The 18,144-nt window shown below is 72.8% G+C and carries 16 protein-coding genes; 3 read left to right on the top strand and 13 right to left on the bottom strand.

Features of this window, described 5'->3' with window-relative positions; all coding sequences use genetic code 11:
- Positions 1–256 precede the first annotated feature (256 nt).
- The 8 genes from ABZ079_RS34505 to ABZ079_RS34540 all read right to left on the bottom strand — a co-directional run bounded on the left by ABZ079_RS34505 (position 257) and on the right by ABZ079_RS34540 (position 11,105).
- A complete protein-coding gene (locus tag ABZ079_RS34505) occupies positions 257–2,482 on the bottom strand; it encodes an SWIM zinc finger family protein (protein ID WP_356943399.1) in 2,226 nt (741 codons plus the stop codon).
- On the bottom strand, positions 2,479–5,337 hold the full coding sequence (locus ABZ079_RS34510; protein WP_356943400.1) for a DEAD/DEAH box helicase: 2,859 nt from the start codon (positions 5,335–5,337) through the stop codon (positions 2,479–2,481). The genes ABZ079_RS34505 and ABZ079_RS34510 overlap by 4 nt, the downstream gene beginning before the upstream one ends.
- Before the next feature lie 108 nt (positions 5,338–5,445).
- Positions 5,446–6,027 carry a sugar kinase gene (locus ABZ079_RS34515; RefSeq protein WP_356943401.1) on the bottom strand — a complete coding sequence of 194 codons (582 nt, stop codon included), beginning with the start codon at positions 6,025–6,027 and terminating at the stop codon, positions 5,446–5,448.
- Positions 6,024–7,169: an ROK family glucokinase gene (locus ABZ079_RS34520; protein ID WP_356943402.1), complete on the bottom strand. Its 1,146-nt coding sequence runs from the start codon at positions 7,167–7,169 to the stop codon at positions 6,024–6,026. The genes ABZ079_RS34515 and ABZ079_RS34520 overlap by 4 nt, the downstream gene beginning before the upstream one ends.
- A gap of 144 nt (positions 7,170–7,313) precedes the next feature.
- The gene (locus ABZ079_RS34525) at positions 7,314–8,105 is read right to left on the bottom strand and encodes an ATP-binding cassette domain-containing protein (protein WP_356943403.1); all 792 of its coding nucleotides are present in this window, start codon (positions 8,103–8,105) and stop codon (positions 7,314–7,316) included.
- Positions 8,102–9,166 carry an ABC transporter permease gene (locus ABZ079_RS34530; RefSeq protein WP_356943404.1) on the bottom strand — a complete coding sequence of 355 codons (1,065 nt, stop codon included), beginning with the start codon at positions 9,164–9,166 and terminating at the stop codon, positions 8,102–8,104. The genes ABZ079_RS34525 and ABZ079_RS34530 overlap by 4 nt, the downstream gene beginning before the upstream one ends.
- Positions 9,163–10,167 carry a sugar ABC transporter substrate-binding protein gene (locus ABZ079_RS34535; RefSeq protein ID WP_356943405.1) on the bottom strand — a complete coding sequence of 335 codons (1,005 nt, stop codon included), beginning with the start codon at positions 10,165–10,167 and terminating at the stop codon, positions 9,163–9,165. The genes ABZ079_RS34530 and ABZ079_RS34535 overlap by 4 nt, the downstream gene beginning before the upstream one ends.
- A gap of 200 nt (positions 10,168–10,367) precedes the next feature.
- Positions 10,368–11,105, bottom strand: coding sequence for a GntR family transcriptional regulator (locus ABZ079_RS34540; protein ID WP_356943429.1), 738 nt, complete (start codon positions 11,103–11,105; stop codon positions 10,368–10,370).
- A 127-nt stretch (positions 11,106–11,232) separates the two neighbouring features.
- Between ABZ079_RS34540 and ABZ079_RS34545 the strand changes: the two genes are divergently transcribed.
- Positions 11,233–12,246, top strand: coding sequence for a Gfo/Idh/MocA family oxidoreductase (locus ABZ079_RS34545; RefSeq protein ID WP_356943406.1), 1,014 nt, complete (start codon positions 11,233–11,235; stop codon positions 12,244–12,246).
- A 22-nt stretch (positions 12,247–12,268) separates the two neighbouring features.
- Here the strand turns inward: ABZ079_RS34545 and ABZ079_RS34550 are convergent, their stop codons facing one another.
- The 3 genes from ABZ079_RS34550 to ABZ079_RS34560 all read right to left on the bottom strand — a co-directional run bounded on the left by ABZ079_RS34550 (position 12,269) and on the right by ABZ079_RS34560 (position 15,571).
- Positions 12,269–13,459: a cytochrome P450 gene (locus tag ABZ079_RS34550; RefSeq protein WP_356943407.1), complete on the bottom strand. Its 1,191-nt coding sequence runs from the start codon at positions 13,457–13,459 to the stop codon at positions 12,269–12,271.
- A gap of 72 nt (positions 13,460–13,531) precedes the next feature.
- On the bottom strand, positions 13,532–14,206 hold the full coding sequence (locus tag ABZ079_RS34555; RefSeq protein ID WP_356943408.1) for a response regulator transcription factor: 675 nt from the start codon (positions 14,204–14,206) through the stop codon (positions 13,532–13,534).
- 93 nt (positions 14,207–14,299) lie between these two features.
- Positions 14,300–15,571: a histidine kinase gene (locus ABZ079_RS34560; RefSeq protein WP_356943409.1), complete on the bottom strand. Its 1,272-nt coding sequence runs from the start codon at positions 15,569–15,571 to the stop codon at positions 14,300–14,302.
- A 169-nt stretch (positions 15,572–15,740) separates the two neighbouring features.
- Between ABZ079_RS34560 and ABZ079_RS34565 the strand changes: the two genes are divergently transcribed.
- Positions 15,741–15,941: a hypothetical protein gene (locus ABZ079_RS34565; protein ID WP_356943410.1), complete on the top strand. Its 201-nt coding sequence runs from the start codon at positions 15,741–15,743 to the stop codon at positions 15,939–15,941.
- Positions 15,942–16,110: 169 nt separating this feature from the next.
- The gene (locus ABZ079_RS34570) at positions 16,111–16,497 is read left to right on the top strand and encodes a ribonuclease domain-containing protein (protein WP_356943411.1); all 387 of its coding nucleotides are present in this window, start codon (positions 16,111–16,113) and stop codon (positions 16,495–16,497) included.
- Between the two features lie 112 nt (positions 16,498–16,609).
- Here ABZ079_RS34570 and ABZ079_RS34575 read toward each other — a convergent pair whose 3' ends face one another.
- Positions 16,610–17,236 carry a dihydrofolate reductase family protein gene (locus ABZ079_RS34575; RefSeq protein ID WP_356943412.1) on the bottom strand — a complete coding sequence of 209 codons (627 nt, stop codon included), beginning with the start codon at positions 17,234–17,236 and terminating at the stop codon, positions 16,610–16,612.
- Positions 17,237–17,310: 74 nt separating this feature from the next.
- Positions 17,311–18,126, bottom strand: a complete 816-nt coding sequence (locus ABZ079_RS34580) for an AIM24 family protein (RefSeq protein ID WP_356943413.1) — start codon at positions 18,124–18,126, stop codon at positions 17,311–17,313.
- Positions 18,127–18,144: the final 18 nt, after the last annotated feature.

An 18,144-nucleotide genomic window follows, 5' to 3' on the forward strand; every position in this document is an offset into this window, starting at 1 on the left:
TAGCTCCAGAATCAGGCGGGATCGATCAATTCCAGGCTACTCTGCCCCGAATGCCCTGCAACCGGGGGCGAAGAGGGTCCGGTGCGCTCATGACGGGAGAACTGCCGGACCGGCCGGCCGAAGCGATGCTCCTCATGCTCGTCAACACGCCCGCTTCGAAAGGACGGTGGAGTACCGTTTCCAGCGCCGTGGAGCCTTGGGCGGGGGGCACGGAGACGGGCGTCGGTGCAACGGCCTGGTGCACGGCGGGTCTTGTTCACACGGTGTCGTCCGGGGTGCCGAGGCCTGTCAGGGCGCCCACCGGGTCCAGGTCCGGGGTGCCACGGGGCCACCAGTCGTCCTGGCCGGGCTCGGACTCGTAGGCGTACCACAGGCCGTCGCGGCCGAGGCGGAGCTGGACGTGGCCGCGCGGGTGGGTGAGGCGGTTGCGCCAGGGGCGGAACGCCGGCAGGTCGGCGGCGAGCAGCAGCGGACGGGCCCGGTCGAAGCGGCCGGCCGGCGGGTCCCAGGGCTCCTCCAGGACGGCCAGCCCCTCGGGGCCGCCCTGCCGCCAGGCCGCGACGGCCCGCGCGAGGTCGGCCGGGGTGCGGCCGGCGGCGTCGGCCAGCGTGGCGTACAGCGTGCGGGTGGCCGCCGTCAGCCCGGAACCGGGGCGGGCCGCGGCGAGACGCACCGCGTCCTGCCACAGGGTCAGCTCGCCGACCGGGTCGCGGCCGGTGCCGAGCAGCGCGTGGGCGCGGGCGGCGGCGTCGGTCGCCAACTGGTCCAGCGCGAAGGCGTCCGGCCCGCCGGGCACCGGCGGATACACCGGGGGCTGCCCGGGATGCGGTGGCATCGGCAACGGAGGGGGCAGCGGCGGGAGGCGACGCTGGGCCAGGGCGTCGGTGGCGCGTACGCCGGGCAGGGACTGCGGCTGCCGCTCCTGCGCGGCGCGGGCCGCACGGGCGGCGCTGCGGCGGGAGAGCGCGTCGAGCAGCTCCCTCTCGCCCCGCCCGCGCAGCAGGAGCAGGACGAACGGGTCGGCGTCGAGCAGACGGGCCGTCTGGTAGCAGAGCGCGGCCGCGTGCTTGCAGGGGTGCCCGGAGTCGGGGCAGCTGCAGTGTGGGGCGAGGTCACCGGGGCCGGGCAGCAGCGGGACACCGCAGTCGGCGAGCGCCTGGGGCAGCTCCCTGTCGAGCAGCGCGGCGATGTACTCCGGCCGGTCGGCGGCCGCGTCCAGGAACCGCTCCCAGTCGTCGTCCAGCAGCGTCCGGACCCGTACCTGCACGCGGTACGGGCGCGGCCGGCTCCCGCGCACGTACGCCAGCACGAGTCCCGGTGTCACGGTGATCGCGTCCACGTGTCCCTGGTCCGCGTAACCGCGCCCGCGCGCCAGCCGCTTGGGGTCCAGCGCGCCCTGTTCCAGTGCCTCGACCCAGGCGTTGCCCCACCAGGTCCCGGCGAACGAAAACTCCTCGGCGGCGGCCTGGCGGGGCGCGAACGCCCGGAAGGTGCGCCGGAGTTCGGTGTCGCGGTGGGGGGTGGCCATGGTGGGCGGCACCTGCGGCGCCGCGGGGACGGCGGGCACTGACGCGAACACCGCGGACGCGGGTCCGGACGCCGGGACCGAAGCCGCGGCGGCGGGGTCCGAAGACGCGGACACCGGAGCCACGGGCTCGGGAGCCGGGGCCGAAGACGCCGGCTCCGAGGACGGGGACACCGGAGCCGCAGGTACGGGAGCCGCAGGCGGAGACGGGGACGCTGAGTCCGACGGCGCGGGCGCCGGAGCCGCAGGTACGGGAGCCGGCGCCGGGGTCGCAGGCCCGGAAGTCGAGGGGGTCGGCTCGGTGGGTGTGGGGGTGTCGCGACCGGGCTCCTCCGTCTCCTCGGGCGTCTCGGACCAAGTCGGCAAGCGGAAGGCGTTCGCCAAGTAGTGCCGCATGTCCTCGGCGGCCTTGACCCGGGCGGCCCGGGTCTCCTCCGCGGATGCGGACGAGGTGCGGGGCGCGGGAGAACCGGGCCGCCCGGGCACGCGCTTGTCGTACCGGTGCTCCGTCGCCTCGGCACGCCGCGCCTCCCGCCGGGCCGCCCGCAACGCCTCCCGGGCGACGTCGCCGGGACGGCGAGCGCCCGCGGCCTCCGTGGGTCCGGCCGGCACGGGACGCGAGGTCTCCTCGGTGCGGACGGCCGGTGCGGGAGCGGTGGCGCCGGCCGTCGGCATACCGGCGCCGGCCGTCGGCGCTTCGCCGTCGCCCCGCCGGGTGGAAGCGGCGGCCCTGAGTGCCGCTCGCGCCGCGGCACCGGGCCTCGGCCCGGTGCCGGCAGGGCGTTCCGTCTCCTCCTCGGCGATGCCCTGCGGAGCCTGGGCCTCGTCGGAGACCGCGTCCCCAGCAGCACCCTCCGCTGTGGGAGCCGTGCCCTCCCGCTCCGCCTCGGCTCGTTCCCGTACCGCGCGCAGGGCCCGGCGGGCGGCGTCCCCGGGACGCTGTTCGCCGCTCGTCACGTCGTCCTCCGCAGTGATACCAGGTCGGACAGCTCACGGTCGGTCAGTTCGGTGAGCGCCGCCTCGCCGGAGCCGAGAATGGCCTCGGCCAGCGCCCGCTTGGCGCTCAGCATCTCGGCGATGCGGTCCTCGACGGTGCCCTCGGTGACCAGGCGGTGGACCTGGACGGGCTGGGTCTGGCCGATGCGGTAGGCGCGGTCGGTGGCCTGTTCCTCGACGGCCGGGTTCCACCAGCGGTCGAAGTGGACGACGTGACCGGCGCGGGTGAGGTTGAGGCCGGTGCCGGCGGCTTTCAGCGAGAGCACCAGGACCGGGGTCTCGCCGTCCTGGAAGCGGTCGACCATGCGTTCGCGCTCGGGGACCGGTGTGCCGCCGTGCAGAAGTTCCACGGGGACCGCGCGGGCGGAGAGGTGGGCGGTGATGAGGCGGGCCATGCCGACGTACTGGGTGAAGACGAGCGCCGAGCCGTCCTCGGCGAGCAGGGTGTCCAGCAGCTCGTCGAGGAGGGCGAGCTTGCCCGAGCGGTGCGCCAGGCGTTCGGTGGGTGCCTCTTCCTTCAGGTACAGCGCGGGGTGGTCGCAGATCTGCTTCAGGGCGCCGAGGAGCTTCAGGACCAGGCCCCGGCGCGCGATGCCCTCGGCGGTCTCGATGGCCAGCATCGACTCGCGCACCACCGCCTCGTACAGCGCGGCCTGTTCCCGGGTGAGGGGCACCGGGTGGTCCGTCTCGGTCTTGGGCGGCAGCTCGGGGACGATCCCGGGGTCGGACTTCTTGCGGCGCAGCAGGAAGGGCCGGACGAGGCGGGCCAGGCGCTCGACCGCCGCCCCGTCCTCGCCGTTCTCCACCGCGCGCGCGTGCCGGGCGCGAAAGGACTTCAGGGGGCCGAGCAGCCCGGGGGTGGTCCAGTCGAGCAGCGCCCACAGTTCGGAGAGGTTGTTCTCCACCGGGGTGCCGGTGAGCGCCACGCGCGCGGGGGCCGGGATGGTGCGCAGCGCCTTGGCGGTGGCCGAGTACGGGTTCTTCACGTGCTGGGCCTCGTCCGCGACGACCATGCCCCAGGGCTGTTCGGCCAGCTGTGCGGCGGTGGTGCGCATCGTGCCGTACGTGGTCAGGACGAAGCCGCCGCCCAGGCCGTCCAGGGTACGGTCGGGCCCGTGGAAGCGGCGGACGGGCACCCCGGGCGCGAACCGGTTGATCTCCCGCTGCCAGTTGCCGAGGAGGGAGGCCGGGCAGACGACGAGCGTCGGCTCGGTGCGGGCCCGCTTCAGATGCAGGGCGATGAGCGTGACGGTCTTGCCGAGGCCCATGTCGTCGGCGAGGCAGCCGCCGAGGCCGAGGGAGGTCATCAGGTCGAGCCAGGCGAGACCGCGCAACTGGTAGTCGCGGAGGGTGGCGTCCAGGCCGGCGGGCGGGTCGGCGGGGCGGAGGCCTGCCGTGAGGCGGTCGCGGAGGGCGGCCAGGGCGCCGACGGGTACGGCGTCGACGGTCTCGCCGTCGACCTCGGCGGTGCCGGTGAGCGCCACGGACAGGGCGTCGACCGGGTCGAGCAGGCCGAGTTCGCGCTTGCGGGCCTTGCGGACGAGGGCGGGATCGACGAGGACCCAGCGGTCCCGGAGCCGTACGACGGGCCGGTGGGCCTCGGCGAGCGCGTCCATCTCGGCCTCGCTGAGCGGTTCGCCGCCGAGCGCCAGCTGCCAGCGGAACCGGAGCAGGTCCTCGCTCTCGAAGAAGCCGGTGCCGTCGGTCGCCGAGCCGGGCGCCGGGCGGACCACCGCGGCGGCCGTCAGGTCGCGAGCGAGGTCCCGGGGCCAGTGCACGGCCACCCCGGCGGCGGCGAGCCGGCCGGCCGCCACGCCGAGGAGTTCGCCCAGCTCCTCCTCGGACAGGGCGAGGACGTCGGGTACGTCCTGTTCGGCGAGCCGGTCCAGGGGCGGCCACACGCGGGCCGCGCGCCGGACGGCGAGGGCCGCGTCCACGCGGGCGCGGGGTCCGAACCCCGTGTCGGCCTCCCCCGCCCACAGGGCCGCCGCGTCGGCCACCAGCGTGGGGTCGGCGAGGCTGTGCACCTGCACGATCGCCGCCCCCGCGGCACGCGCGCCTTCGCTCGCGCCGGCATCGAAGACGTCGTACGCGGCCAGGTCCAGGCGGAGCGAGAGCCGCACGCCCGCGTCCATTCCGGCTGCGACCTCGGCCGCCCACTCGTGGGCCTGCGGCAGGGCCTGGGGCTCGCGGGCGGCGAAGGGCCGGCCGGAGGTGTACGGGGCCGCGGGGGTGCGGGGCAGGGTGTCGGCGACCGCGTCCAGGAAGGAACGGATCAGGGCCTCCGGCTCGGGCAGCCGGAGCGGGCCGGGGCCCGGGAGGGGCACGGCGTGGCCCTCTGGGGGCAGGGCGGCGGCGATCGCGCGCAGATGGGCGATGTCGTCGGGCTCCAGGGGGCCGGCCCGCCAGGCGTCGTGGCCGCTCGGAGTCAGGCCCGGCAGCAGGCGTCCGCGGGCGGCCAGGCGGAGGGCGTGCAGGGCGGCGGCACCCCAGCAGGCCGTGGCCGGGTGGGCGGCCGGGTCGCGCCGGGCCCGGACCAGCAGCGGCAGGGCCCCGGCGAGCGGCAGGGTGAGCGCGGGCACCTGCCGACGGCGTACACCGGCACCGTGGCGCCGTACGACCGTCAGCTCGGCGAGGTCGCCTGCGGTGCCGCCGTCGGCGGGCGCGGGGCCGCCGTCGGGGTCCCAGAAGGCGATGCGGCCCTCACGTGGGAGGGGCGCGGGCAGGTAGACGGACGCGAGACGCACCGGAACCGGGTTCCCGCTCCGCTCGGAACCTCGCGTGCGCTCGGCCGGCGCAGCCGTGCCGCCGCTCATACGTCCTGCCACCTCCCACCCGTGCGTCGGATCAGACGTCTTCGACTCTACGGGCGGGGTCTGACAACCGGCTCCGGGCACCGGCCGGGCCTGTGATCAGGGCACCGATCACGGGACGGTGCGGGAGACGACGTACACCATCGGAAAGTCCGGGTCGGAGGTGTTCACGACCACGTCCTGGGTGGGCGCCGGGTTCTTCTGCTCGTGGGTGAGGCCCGACCAGGGCCCGGGGCCGGTGAAGTGCCAGCCGGAGACCTTCTGGTCGCGGGCGCTGATGGTGAGGTCGTCCTTCTTCAGCTGGTCCCGGCGCACGCCCATGGCTCCCAGGAAGCTGTCGAGGCCTGCCGCGTTGGTGCGGAACTGCACGTAGAGGCGGCTGGTCTTCCAGTTGTTCGTCTCGTAGTAGGCGATGTGGTCGGCGGGGTGCGGGACGGTCACCTGGTAGAGGCGGCGCTGCACCTTCGACGGCCAGCCGGGGGTGAGGCCGGTCGCGGAGTACTTCTCCTCCTTGTCCTTGCCGCTGTCGCGGCTCTGGTTCGCGGAGATCACCAGGTAGCCGGCCGGTACGCCGATGAGCAGGACGATGATCAGCAGGGTGAGCGCCCGGCGCCTGGCCTTGTGGCGCGGGTCCTCGGTGGGCCGGCGCGGCTCGTCCGGCGGGGCGGCCTGGCGGGGCAGCGACGCGGTCATGCGGTGTCCTGGTCGCGGCGGGCCTGGGCGTACCGTTCGTAGCGCTCGTACCGCTCCACCCGGCGCCGCTTGGCGCGGCGAAAGCGGCGGGCGACCAGCCGGGCCAGGTCGGCGGCGCCCACCATGCCGGCCTCGGGGCCGAGCTGGGCGCGGGTGATGCGGGCCTCGGGGCGGTAGCCGCGGCCGGTGAGGTGGCGCTTGAAGGCGTCGCGGGCGGGGCCGATGAGCAGGTCGTCGGCGGCGCTGACGCCGCCGCCGATCACGAAGCAGGACGGGTCGAGGGCCGCGGCGAGGTTGGCGATGCCGACGCCGAGCCACTGGCCGATGTCCTGGAGCAGCTCCACGCACATGGCGTCGCCCTCACGGGCCAGCTCGGTGATCAGCGGGCCGGTGATGTCGCCGATGTTGCCCTTGACGCGCTCGATGATCCCGTAGGCCACCGGGGAGTCGGCGGCGGCCAGCTCCCTGGCCTCGCGGACCAGTGCGTTGCCGGAGCTGTACTGCTCCCAGCAGCCGCGGTTGCCGCACGGGCAGCGGTGGCCGCCGGGCACGACCTGCATATGACCGAACTCGCCGGCGACGCCGAACTTGCCGCGCTTGACCTGGCCGTCCTCCAGGATGGCGCCGCCGATACCGGTACCGAGGGTGATCATGACGAGATGGTCCTCGCCACGGCCGGCGCCGAAGCGCCACTCCGCCCAGGCGGCGGTGTTGGCGTCGTTGTCCACGAGGACCGGCACGGACAGGCGGCTGGCGAGGCGGTCCCTGAGGGGTTCGTTGCGCCAGGACAGGTGGGGAGCGAACAGCACGCGGTTGCGGTCGGCGTCGACCCAGCCGGCCGCGCCGATGCCGACCGCGTGCACGTCGTGCCGGTCGGACAGGTCCAGGACCAGTTCGACGATGGTGTCCTCGACGACCTTGGGGCTCTTGGACTTGTCCGGAGTCTCCGTGCGGAGCTTCTCCAGGATGTTGCCGTCGGCGTCCACGACGCCCGCCATGACCTTGGTGCCGCCGATGTCGATGCCAACGGTGGGGACCCGGGGGGCAGTCAGATGTGACCGGCGTTCCCTGGTACCGACCGTTCGCAGGACGGGGGCTCGGCGGGAGCCGATGGGGGCCGTGAGGTCGCGGTAGGTGCTCATCGGCCCCGATTCTGCCTCACCGTGACCCCGGATGCCGTGTGGGGCAGGGGCAGGGATGCGCGAGCACTGCGGGGTGCCGTTGCGTGGGGCGGCTTGTCGCGCCCACGCGGCGGAGCCGCCGAGTCGGCACAGCCCCGCGCCCTTTCAGGTCCGCTGCAGTTCGTGGACCAGAGCGTCCAGGTCGGCTCCGCCCGCCATCTGCTTGGTCAGCTCGTCCAGCGTCATCTCGTCCCGTGTGTAATTCCCCACCATCGCGCCCCGGCGCAGGAGTACGAATCTGTCGCCCACCAGGTACGCGTGGTGCGGGTTGTGGGTGATCAACACAACGCCCAGGCCCTCGTCGCGTGCCGCCGCCACATATTTGAGGACCACACCGGACTGTTTCACACCCAGTGCCGCCGTCGGCTCGTCCAGGACCAGGACCTTCGCGCCGAAGTGGACCGCCCGGGCGATCGCCACGCACTGGCGTTCGCCGCCGGAGAGGGTGCCGATGGGCTGGTCGACGTCGCGGAGGTCGATGCCCATGCGGAGCAGGGCCTCGCGGGTGGTGCGGCGCATGAGGTCGATGTCGAGGCGCTTGAAGGGGCCCACGCCCTTTCGGGGCTCGGAGCCGAGGAAGAAGTTGCGCCAGACCGGCATGAGGGGGACGACCGCGAGGTCCTGGTAGACCGTGGCGATGCCGCGGTCCAGGGCCTCGCGCGGGGAGGCGAGGCGGGTCTCCTCGCCCTCGACGCACAGAGTGCCGCCGTCGTGCCGGTGCAGGCCCGCGATCATCTTGATCAGTGTCGACTTGCCTGCCCCGTTGTCGCCGAGGACGCAGGTGATCTCGCCCGCGTGGACCTCCAGCGAGACGCCCTCCAGGGCACGGACGTTGCCGTAGTGCTTGCTGACCCCGGACAGCTCCACCAGGGCCGTACGCGTCTCGGTCTGCGTCATGCCGTCGCCTCCGCGCGCTTGCGGACCCAGGCGTTGAGCAGGGTCGCGAGGAGCAGCATCGCTCCGAGGAAGAACTTGAACCAGTCGGGGTTCCATTCGGCGAAGACGATGCCCTTGCTGGTCATGCCGAACAGCAGGGCGCCGACGGCCGAGCCGATCGCGCTGCCGTAGCCGCCGGTGATGAGACAGCCGCCGATGACGGCCGCGATGATGTAGATCAGCTCGTTGCCCACGCCCTCGCCGGACTGGACGGCGTCGAAGGAGAAGAGCAGGTGCTGGCCGGAGATCCAGGCGCCGAAGGCGACGCCCATGTAGAGGCCGATCTTGGTCTTGGCGACGGGGACGCCGACCGCGCGGGCCGCGTCCTCGTTGCCGCCGGCGGCGAAGATCCAGTTGCCGGCCCGGGTGCGGAGCAGGATCCAGGAGGCGAGGGCGACCAGGCCCAGCCACCACAAAATGGTGACCTTGAAGTCGACGCCGCCGACGGTGAAGGTCGAGGCGAAGACGTCGCGGGCGCTTGTGAAGCCCTCCATGTCGGCGATGGTCTTGGTGGAGACCGTGCCGTCGATCAGCTTGGTGAAGCCGAGGTTCATGCCGGTCAGCATCAGGAAGGTGCCCAGCGTGACGATGAAGCTGGGCAGCCCCGTGCGGGTGAGCATGAAGCCGTTGAAGGCGCCGATGGCGAGGGTGACCAGGAGCGAGACGCCCACGCCGGCCCGGGTGTTCGCCGTCATCTGGTAGCTGAACATCGAGGAGATCAGCGCGGAGGACGTCACCAGGACGCCCGCGGACAGGTCGAACTCGCCGCCGATCATCAGCAGGGCCACGGGTACGGCCATGATGCCGATGGTCGACGAGGCGTACAGGACCGTGCTGAGGCTGGCCGCCCGCAGGAAGCCGTCTGCGGCGAAGGCGAAGAAGACGAAGACCGCGAGCGCGCCGACGAGCGAGCCCAGTTCCGGGCGCGCAAGCAGCTTTCGCAGCGGCGAGGTCCGCAGAATCCTTTCGTCGGTCGTCTTGTGAGGCGCCCCGGCGGCCGTCCGTTCCGGGGTGGCGCTCATCGGGTTCCCCGCTCGGTGTACTCCGCCAGCGCGGGCGCCTGGTCCTTGGTGATGATCTGCGGGCCGGTCAGCACCGGCTTGCCGCCGCCGAGGACGTCGCCGTTGTACTTGTACAGCCACAGCAGGTCGACCGCCTGGTAGCCCTGGAGGTACGGCTGCTGGTCCACGGCGAAGCCGAGGGTGCCGTCCTTCAGTTCGGCGGCCACCTTGGCGTTGAGGTCGAAGGTGTCGACCTCGGCCTTGCTGCCCGCGTCCGTCCTCGCCTTGACTGCGGTGTCGGCATAGGGGGCGCCGAGGGTGACGACGGCGTCGAGGGACTTGTCGGCCTGGAGCTTGGCCTCGATCGCGGACTGCACGTCGGGCATGCTGGCGCCGTTGACGTAGAGCTTCTGCAGGGTGCCGTGGAAGGTCTTGGCGACACCGTCGCAGCGCTGCTCGTGGCCGACGTTCCCCTGCTCGTGCAGGACGCACAGGGCCTTCTTCCTGCCGCGCTCGTTCAGCGCGCCGCCCACGGCCTCACCTGCGATGGTCTCGTCCTGGCCGATGTGGGTGAGGGCGCCGAAGGCCTTGGACTCCCCGGAGCCCGAGTTGACCGTGATCACCGGGATGCCGGCCTTCTCGGCGCGGGCCACGGCGGCCTTCATGGCGTCCGGCTTGGCGAGGGTGACGATGATGGCGTCGACCTTCTTGTCCACGGCGGCGTCCACCAGCTGCGCCTGCTGCTGGGCCTCGTCGTCGTGCGAGTACAGGAACTTGATGTTGTCCTTGACGGCGGCCTGCTTGGCACCGCTCTGCACGATGTCCCAGAAGGTGTCGCCGTCTCCCGAATGGGTGATCATCGCGAAGGTCCAGCGGGGCGTGTTCACCGCCGACCTGCCCTGGGCCGCGGCGGCCTTGCGGGCGTCCTCGGCCCGTTTGCCGCCGGTGCTGCTGCACCCCGCCAGCGACACGGAGAGTGCCCCCGCCAGCGCTATGCCTACCCAGGTCCGAAACCGTGCCACGAGGCCGTGCCCTTCTTGCTGTGCTCTCGGTCTGCTCCGACGTGCGCAAGGGGCGGGCGACCTCACCGTCGGCGCGTCCCGGCGGTGACCTCACCAGCCCCAAACACCTCAGTATCGAACACAGGGAACACCCATGACACGACCGGGGACCGCATACCGGTGCCCTTGTCCGGACATTGCGACGAACACCGCGGGCGACGTCAGGGGCGTACGAGCAGCTGGAACTCGAAGGCGTAGCGCGTCGGACGGTAGGCGTGATCGCCGAACTCGACCGCGCGGCCGGTGTCGTCGAAGGTGGTGCGCTGCATGGTGAGCAGCGGGGCGCCCTCCGCCTCCACGAGCCGCTCGGCCTCGGCGGGCGTGGCACCGCGGGCGCCGATGGACTGGCGGGCGCTGTGCAGGGTGATCCCGGCGGAGCGCATCAGCCGGTACAGGCCGGTGGCCTCCAGCTGGCCGGTGTCCAGGTCGAGCAGACCGGGCGGCAGGTGGTTGATCAGGTAGGCCATCGGTTCGCCGTGTGCGAGGCGCAGCCGCTCAATGCGGTGGACGTCGCCGCCCTCGGCGACCCCGAGCGCCGCGGCGACCTCGGCGGAGGCGGGGACGACGGTGTTGACCAGGACCTTGGTCGCGGGGCGCTGACCGGCCGCCTCCAGGTCGTCATAGAGGCTGCTCAGCTCCAGGGGGCGCTTGACCTGGCTGTGCACGACCTGGGTGCCGACGCCCCGGCGTCGGACGAGGAGCCCCTTGTCCACGAGCGACTGGATGGCCTGGCGCACGGTCGGCCGGGACAGGCCGAGCCGCGCGGCCAGCTCGATCTCGTTGCCCAGCAGGCTGCCCGGAGTGAGGCTGCCGTGCTCGATGGCGGCCTCCAGCTGCTGGGAGAGCTGGAAGTACAACGGCACCGGGGAGCCACGGTCCACGCGGAGGTCGAGCGACACGGTCGGGTTATCTGGTTTCGGCACGGGCCCGAGCGTAGTCCCGTGACGGGTTGACGGGAAGTTGTGTAGTCCGATTGTCCGGACATACACATTGACAGCGTACGGGGTCCGCCCTCACTTTGTTTCCATGCGCATCGGGGTCATCGGTACGGGCCGTATCGGCACCATTCACGCGAGGACGCTCAGCCGTCACCGCGAGGTCGGATCCCTGATCCTGACGGACGCGGACCCGGCGCGGGCGCAGGAGCTGGCGCACCGGCTGGGTGAGACGGCGGCGCCGGGGGTGGACGAGGTCTTCAGATGGGGCGTGGACGCGGTGGTGATCACCACGGCCACGGCGGCCCACGCCGAACTGATCGGTCGGGCAGCCCGTTCGGGCCTGCCGGTCTTCTGCGAGAAACCGATCGCCCTCGACCTGCCGGGCACGCTGCAGGCGCTGGCCGAGGTCGAGGCGGCCGGGACGGTGCTGCAGATGGGCTTCCAGCGGCGGTTCGACGCGGGCTATGCCGGCGCCCGGGAGGCGGTGCGCACCGGGCGGCTCGGGCGGCTGCACACCGTACGGGCCCTGACCTGCGACCAGTCCCCTCCCCCGGCCCAGTGGCTGCCGCTGTCCGGCGGGTTGTTCCGGGACACGCTGATCCACGACTTCGACGTGCTGCGCTGGGTGACGGGCCGTGAGGTGGCCGACGTGTACGCCACCGGCTCCGCCGGCGGTCCCGCGATGTTCCGCGAGGCCGGTGACGTCGACACGGGCGCGGCGCTGCTCACGCTGGACGACGCCACCCTGGTCTCGGCGACGGCGACCCGGCTGAACGGAGCGGGCTACGACGTCCGCATGGAGCTGGCCGGCGAGCGGGACACGGTGGTGGTCGGCCTGGACGACCGTACGCCGCTCGCGTCCACCGAGCCCAGCGGGCCCCCGCCCGCGGACAAGCCGTGGGCGGGGTTTCCGGAGCGGTTCGGGCCCGCCTACGAGGCCGAGCTGGCCGCCTTCGTGGGGGTGGTGCGCGGCGAGCGGCCCAACCCGTGCGACGGACGGGAGGCGTTGCAGGCGCTGCGGATCGCCGAGGCCTGCGAGATGTCCCGGCGTGAGCGGCGGCCGGTGGCGCTGGCGGAGATCCCGGACCGGGCGGGACCGTAGTACGACTGACTCCCCCGGCCGCTCACCAGCGCGCCGGAAGGCTGCGCATCCCCCTCATCAGCAGGCCCGGGAGCCACTCGCCCGGCGAGCCGTCGAGTGCCAGGCCGGGGGCGCGCTCCAGGAGGGTGCCGATGGCTATTCGGCCCTCCAAGCGGGCCAGGGGTGCGCCCAGGCAGTAGTGGATGCCATGGCCGAAGGCCAGGTGGCCGCGGGTGTCACGGCGGATGTCGAACCGGTGCGGGTCGCTGTAGCGGTCGCCGTCGCGCTGGGCGGCGGTGAGGCCGACCACCACCTGCTCGCCCTGCTCGATGACCGTGCCGGCGATCTCCAGGGGCTCGGCGGCGTACCGGAACGTGGCGCTCTGCACCGGGCCCTCGTAGCGCAGCATCTCCTCGACGGCGCCGTCCAGGAGGCTCATGTCGGCGCGCAGGGCAGCGAGTTGGTCGGGGTGGGTGAGCAGGGCGAGGACGCCGTTGCCGATGAGGTTGACGGTGGTCTCATGGCCGGCTATGAGCAGCACGTAGGCCATGCCGCGCAGCTCCTGTGGGGAGAGCCGGTCGCCACCCTCGGCGGTGGTGCGGATCAGGTCGCTCAGCAGGTCGTCGGCAGATCCGGCGGACCTCTTGTCCTCGATCAGCTCGGTGAGGTACGCGGCGAGGCGGACGATCGCGTCGTACTCCGTGTCCCCGTTGGTCGGTGCGACCACCTCGGTGGACATCTTGCGGAACTCCGCGCGGTCCATGTCCGGGACGCCGAGGAGTTCGCAGATGACGGTGATGGGCAGCGGGAAGGCGAGCGAGTCGATGAGGTCGCCGTGGCCGCGCGGCAGCAGCTCGTCCAGCAGGTCGTCGGTGATCTGCTGGATCCGTGGGCGCAGTTGCTCCACCCGGCGCATCGTGAACGCGCGGGTGACGAGGCCGCGCAGGCGGGTGTGCTGAGGCGGGTCGGTGACCAGCAGGTGCTTGCCGATCATCTCCTCGTCCAGGAAGGTCGCGCCGATCTTGGCGCCGTCCTTGGCCAGCCGGGGGTCGGCGAGGGCCGCGCGCGCCTCTTCGTACCCCACGACCAGCCAGGTCTCGTAGCCCTCGTCTCCTCCCGGCAGCCGGACCCGGTGCACGGGGCCCTGCTCGCGCAGGCGGGCGTACACCGCATGGGGATCGCGGCGCAAAGCGTCCTCGAACTCCCGCAGATCGACCACCAGTTGCCTGTCCATCGCTCCCCTTCCGGACTCCCCCGAGGCTCACCGGGCACATCCCGGTACCGGGACAACGCCCGGGGCGGCCGCTTAGTGCCCGTCCTCCAGTAGTCCCGCGTCGTACGCCAGCAGGGCGATCTGCACACGGTTGCCGAGGCCGAGTTTGGCGAGGATGCGGGAGACGTGGGTCTTGACGGTGGCCAGGCTCATGAAGAGTTCGGCGGCGATCTGGGCGTTGGCGAGACCACGGCCGACGGCGACGGCGACCTCGCGCTCACGGTCGTTGAGCACGGCGAGCCGTTCACGCGCGCGTGCGTGCCGGGCATCGGCCGCGCCGCCGGCCGCGTGCCGCATCAACTGCCGGGTGACGGCGGGCGACAGCACCGGCTCGCCCGCCGCGACCCGGCGCACGGCAGCCAGGATCTCGGCCGGCGGGGTGTCCTTGAGGACGAAACCGGCGGCGCCCGCGCGCAGGGCGTGCAGCACCTGCTCGTCGGCGTGGAAGGTGGTGAGCACCACCACCTGCGGTGCGTCGGCCCGCGCGCGCAGCCGCTCGGTGGCGGTGAGACCGTCCACCGACGGCATACGGATGTCCATCAGAACGACGTCCGGCCGGGTGCGCCGCACCAGCGCCTCGGCCTGCGCGCCGTCGGCGGCCTCCCCGACGATCTCGATGTCCTCGGCCCCACCCATCATCAGGGCGAGCCCGGCCCGCACGAGGGGGTCGTCGTCTACGAGGAGAAGTCTGATCGGCGTCGCAGTCATGGGATTACGTAATCATGGGGGCGGCGGAGCGGTCAGGGGACGCCGATGTCCCGGCCGGGACGGAGGCGGGGTCCGGGTCCCGGACGGGGCCCCTCACGCCTCCCCCCACGGCAGCCACGCCCGCACCTCGAACCCGCCGGTGGCCGTGGTGCCGTGCTCCAGGCGTCCGCCCGTCAGGGTCGCGCGTTCGGTGAGGCCGATCAGGCCCTGGCCGGAGCCGGGGACCGGTGGGACCTCGGACGGTGGGGCCGGGTTGGTGACGGTGATGGTCAGGCCGTCGCCGGGAGCACCGGTGAGGCGGACCGTGACCTCGGTGCCGGGGGCGTGTTTGCGGGCGTTGGTCAGGGTCTCCTGGGCGATGCGGTAGGCGGTGCGGCCGACGGATGCGGGGACGGCGGCCGGGTCGGCGACACGGTGGTCGAGGGTGACCTTCATGCCGGCCTGCCTGCACTCGGCGACAAGGACGTCCAGCGCGGCGAGCGTCGGCTGCGGCCGGCCGCCCGCCGCATCGTCGGACTCGCCGGCCCGGAGCACCCCGATGATCTCCCGCAGGTCCTGCAGGGCCTCGTGGGCGCTCTCCCGGATGACCCCGGCGGCCCGCGCGATCTCCGCACGGGGCGCGTCCGGCCGGAACTCCAGGGCGCCCGCGTGCACGCTGAGCAGGGTGAGCCGGTGGGCGAGGACGTCGTGCATCTCGCGGGCGATGGCCTCGCGGGCCAGCCGCTGGGCCTGCTCGGCGCGCAGCCGTGCCTCGGTCTCCGCCCGGTGGGCCCGGTCCCTGAGGCTCAGCATCAGCATCCGTTTGGAGCGGACGAACATCCCCCAGCCGGTGATGGACACGGTGAGCAGCGCGGTGAACGCGACGACTCCGGCGTAGGGCAGTTCGGGGTCGGGCCGCAGCCAGAAGAAGAGCGGAAGCAGCGCGAGGTCGGCGCCGCCGATCCAGGCCACGTACCGGAAGGGCCGGTGGACGGCGAGCGTGAACAGGGCGACCATCGCCACGCCGCCCGAGGTGTTGGACAGCAGGCCGAGTGGGACCATCGCGACGGCCAGCCCGACCGGCCACCGGCGCCGCACCCAGACCGCCGCGCAGGCGAGGGCGCCGAGCGCCTGGTCGAGGACGGCGAGGGAGTGCGGCAGGTCGGGTTCGTCGGGCAGGGACTGTGCGGCCGCCAGGCCGAGGCCGACGGCCAGCAGGAAGCAGGAGAAGTCGACGACCCAGTCGCGCGCGGTGCGCCTCGGCCGCCGGCCGGAGGCGCGGGCGTCCGGGTCCAGCTCGTGGACCAGGGCGGAGGGGAACAGCCACCGGCGACCCGCGAATCCCTGCGGCGCCCGGGCCGGCTCGTCATTGCTCACGGTGGGCAACTCTACGCAGGGCAGGCCCCCTTGGCCGCTGCGCGCACGGGATCGCCGACCGAAGTCGCACCACCATGGACTTTCGATGGCGCGGCACCGCGGTGAAGCAGCCTTGTGGCGGTACGGGACCGCCCCACGGCCGATATGCCGGGGGACGCCGCAGGGCGAGAGTCGTGCCATGAGACAGCTGCTGGAACTTCTCGGATTCCTCGCCCTGGTGCAGGGCGTACTGGGCCTGGTGCACGAGTTCACGCACTGGCATGTGGGGCTCGTGCAGCGGCTCGGGTTCCTCGACGGCCACGCGGTCTACGCGAGCGTCGCGCTCGTGGTGCTGGCGTTCGCGCTGTTCGCCGCCGCGGAGGGCCGGGGGTCCGGCTGAGTGGGTGCGCCGCCCTGCCGCTGACGGTCGCGCATCGTGAACAGCCCGTGCAGGTTCCATGGAGCCGCCGAGCGCCCAGGTGAACTTCCCGGAAATTGAGCGGACTTGACGGGCAAAACTCCAATGTTGTCGTTGACATGTCAGGCTCTACGCGCGTCACCATGAGGGCATGCGAATCCCCCACAGCGCCGCTCGGATCGGCGCCGCAGCCGCTCTTCTGTCCGCCCTCCTCGTGAGCGGCACGGTCTCCGCCACCACGGCGAACGCCGCGGTCGGCAGCATCTGCCACAGCGCCCTGCCCTCCCAGGCCCACGACACGCTCGATCTGATCGAGCAGGGCGGTCCCTTCCCGTCCTCGCAGGACGGCACCGTCTTCTCGAACCGTGAAGGCGTCCTGCCCGGCCAGGCGTCCGGCTATTACCACGAGTACACCGTGATCACGCCGGACAGCCCCACACGAGGAGCGCGCCGCATCGTCACCGGTGAGAAGTCCAAGGAGGACTACTACACGTCCGATCACTACGCCACGTTCAAGCTCGTCGACTTCGGCTGCTGAGGCCCGCCGGTCCGGCGTACGACCGGCACCGTCCGCGCCCCGCGGATCCTCGCCCCGCGTTCACCACACAGCCCTCGGCCGCGGGGCGAGGCCACCACGAAGGACGTGTGGGCTAGGCCTCTTCGGGGAGGCCGTACGACCCGTACTCCGGGCCACCCGCGACGTCGTACGTCTGGATGGAGACGCCCATGCCGGTGACGCGCCCGCCCCTGTGCGTGAGGCGGGTGGGGACCGCGCCGTCCACGAAGAGGCGGCGGCCGGCGCCGAGGACGACCGGGAAGGTCAGCAGGTGCAGGGTGTCGACGAGCCGCAGGTCCACCAGCGAGCGGACCAGGGCGCCGCTGCCGTGGATCTGGAGTTCGCCGTCCGTGCGCTCCTTGAGGGCCGCGGCCTCCTTGGCGAGATCGCCGCTGACGACCGTGGTGCCGGACCACTCGGGCGCCCGGAGGGTGGAGGAGACGACGTACTTCGGCAGGGTGTTCAGCTTCGAGGCGACCGGGTCGGCGGGGTCGGTCACCTTCGGCCAGAACGAGGCGAAGATGTCGTACGTCCTGCGGCCGAGGAGGAACGCGCCGACGCCGTCGAAGACCTCGCTGACGAACCGGCCGAAGTCGTCGTCGCCGTACGGAAAGCTCCAGCCGCCCTGTTCGAACCCGCCGCTGGGGTCTTCCTGGGGGCCGCCGGGCGCCTGGTAGACGCCGTCGAGGGTGACGAAGACGGTGGAGACGAGCTTGCCCATGGCGGGTGCCTTCTTCCGGGTGCGGGGTCTGCTGTCATCACCTCAGACCCCGCAGACTCCCGCAACTCATCGGTTCAGCCGGCGTGTGTGGAGAACAGTCCGCCGGCCGGGCCCTGCTTGTCGCCGCCCTGGGCTTTCTTCAGGGCGTTGGCGAGGCTCTCGATGGTGAGCGACTGCAGGATCACCCGTCCGTTGCCCTCCAGGGTGGCCAGGGACAGTCCCTCGCCGCCGAACACGGCGTTCATGATCCCCTGCCGGTCGAGGCCGCCGACGCGCTGGACGCCGTACTGGATGCCCTCCTCGAAGGCGACCACACAGCCGGTGTCGACCTCGATGCGGCCGCCGAAGTCCGCCGGGTTCAGGTCGATGAAGTTGCCCGCGCCCGCGATGATCACCGTGCCGTGCCCGGTGAACTTCTCCAGGATGAAGCCCTCTCCGCCGCTCCTGCCGGTGCGACCGCCGGCGAAGGCGATGCCGAAGTCGACGCTGGACTCGGCGGCCACGAAGGCGTCCTTCTCCGCGAACCACGCGCGCGTGCCGTCGAGCTCCAGGGCCCGCATCTCGCCGGGGAGCACCCCCGCGAAGCCGACCGTGCCCTCGCCGCCCTGGGCGGTGAAGTACTGGAAGGCCAGCGACTCGCCCGCGAGCACGCGCTGGCCGACCTGCATGGCGGTGCCCATGGCCTGACGCAGCAGGCCGCCCATGCCGGCGCCCGAGCCGTTCTGCTGCTGCCCGCCCTTGTCCGACGGGCCGGACAGCCGCGTCTCCATGGTCACGTTCGTGGTCTTGAACAGGAACTTCCCGGCCTCGCAGTACACGGTCTGGCCGGGGTTCAGGTTGACGACCGCCATCTGCATGGCGTTGCCGACGATCTCTTGCTGAAGGGTCACGTGGGAGAGAACGCGGGA

Source organism: Streptomyces sp. NPDC006314, assembly GCF_040613075.1.
Lineage (GTDB): Bacteria > Actinomycetota > Actinomycetes > Streptomycetales > Streptomycetaceae > Streptomyces.

Bases quoted from the DNA above. Each gene is read 5' to 3' on its own strand.
- ABZ079_RS34510 (WP_356943400.1), bottom strand. From the start codon at position 5,337: ATGAGCGGCGGCACGGCTGCGCCGGCCGAGCGCACGCGAGGTTCCGAG.
- ABZ079_RS34515 (WP_356943401.1), bottom strand. From the start codon at position 6,027: ATGACCGCGTCGCTGCCCCGCCAGGCCGCCCCGCCGGACGAGCCGCGC.
- ABZ079_RS34520 (WP_356943402.1), bottom strand. From the start codon at position 7,169: ATGAGCACCTACCGCGACCTCACGGCCCCCATCGGCTCCCGCCGAGCC.
- ABZ079_RS34525 (WP_356943403.1), bottom strand. From the start codon at position 8,105: ATGACGCAGACCGAGACGCGTACGGCCCTGGTGGAGCTGTCCGGGGTC.
- ABZ079_RS34530 (WP_356943404.1), bottom strand. From the start codon at position 9,166: ATGAGCGCCACCCCGGAACGGACGGCCGCCGGGGCGCCTCACAAGACG.
- ABZ079_RS34545 (WP_356943406.1), top strand. From the start codon at position 11,233: ATGCGCATCGGGGTCATCGGTACGGGCCGTATCGGCACCATTCACGCG.
- ABZ079_RS34550 (WP_356943407.1), bottom strand. From the start codon at position 13,459: ATGGACAGGCAACTGGTGGTCGATCTGCGGGAGTTCGAGGACGCTTTG.
- ABZ079_RS34555 (WP_356943408.1), bottom strand. From the start codon at position 14,206: ATGACTGCGACGCCGATCAGACTTCTCCTCGTAGACGACGACCCCCTC.
- ABZ079_RS34565 (WP_356943410.1), top strand. From the start codon at position 15,741: ATGAGACAGCTGCTGGAACTTCTCGGATTCCTCGCCCTGGTGCAGGGC.
- ABZ079_RS34570 (WP_356943411.1), top strand. From the start codon at position 16,111: ATGCGAATCCCCCACAGCGCCGCTCGGATCGGCGCCGCAGCCGCTCTT.
- ABZ079_RS34575 (WP_356943412.1), bottom strand. From the start codon at position 17,236: ATGGGCAAGCTCGTCTCCACCGTCTTCGTCACCCTCGACGGCGTCTAC.